This window comes from Archaeoglobus neptunius (assembly GCF_016757965.1).
In the GTDB taxonomy this organism is placed as follows: Archaea; Halobacteriota; Archaeoglobi; order Archaeoglobales; family Archaeoglobaceae; genus Archaeoglobus; species Archaeoglobus neptunius.
Window position 1 is genome coordinate 1 of the sequence record NZ_JAEKIW010000032.1, and the last position, 453, is coordinate 453.

Below are 453 nucleotides of genomic sequence, written 5' to 3' on the forward strand. Positions count from 1 at the left end.
GTTTATCGTTACAACCCTTAAAGACTTCGTCAAAAATTCGCCACCGTTTAGTTAGACTTCTTTTTGTGGGTAAATTTCTGGAAATACAGTTCAGGCAGTATTTAGCAGTGCTAAAAAACGGAAAGAGCAGTGCGGGGGGAGGGATTCGAACCCTCGAACCCCTACGGGACGGGACTTCTAATTCTGCTTTTCCAAAATAGGACTGCCAGAATACTCTAAACACGAAAAGGAGTTCATAAAGTGGCTTAAAGTAGAGACCACTTCAAACATCTCAATGTATCCGTCAAAGCTCTCAAAAATTAAGAAAAATACTCGAACCACGTATCTGTGATATCCCGAAATAATTTCACTCTTCAAACAACCACCTTCCGTACTCAAACACCCTTTCAGCAGGCAACTTCCTGAGAAAAGCCTGATAGGGAGTCTCAAGTTCATCAAAATTCAGACTCATGT

General features: G+C 41.3%; 1 pseudogene. It reads right to left on the reverse strand.

Annotated elements, in window-relative coordinates:
• Positions 1-346 precede the first annotated feature (346 nt).
• Positions 347-453 (reverse strand): annotated as a pseudogene (locus JFQ59_RS12355) (IS481 family transposase); the annotation flags it as partial.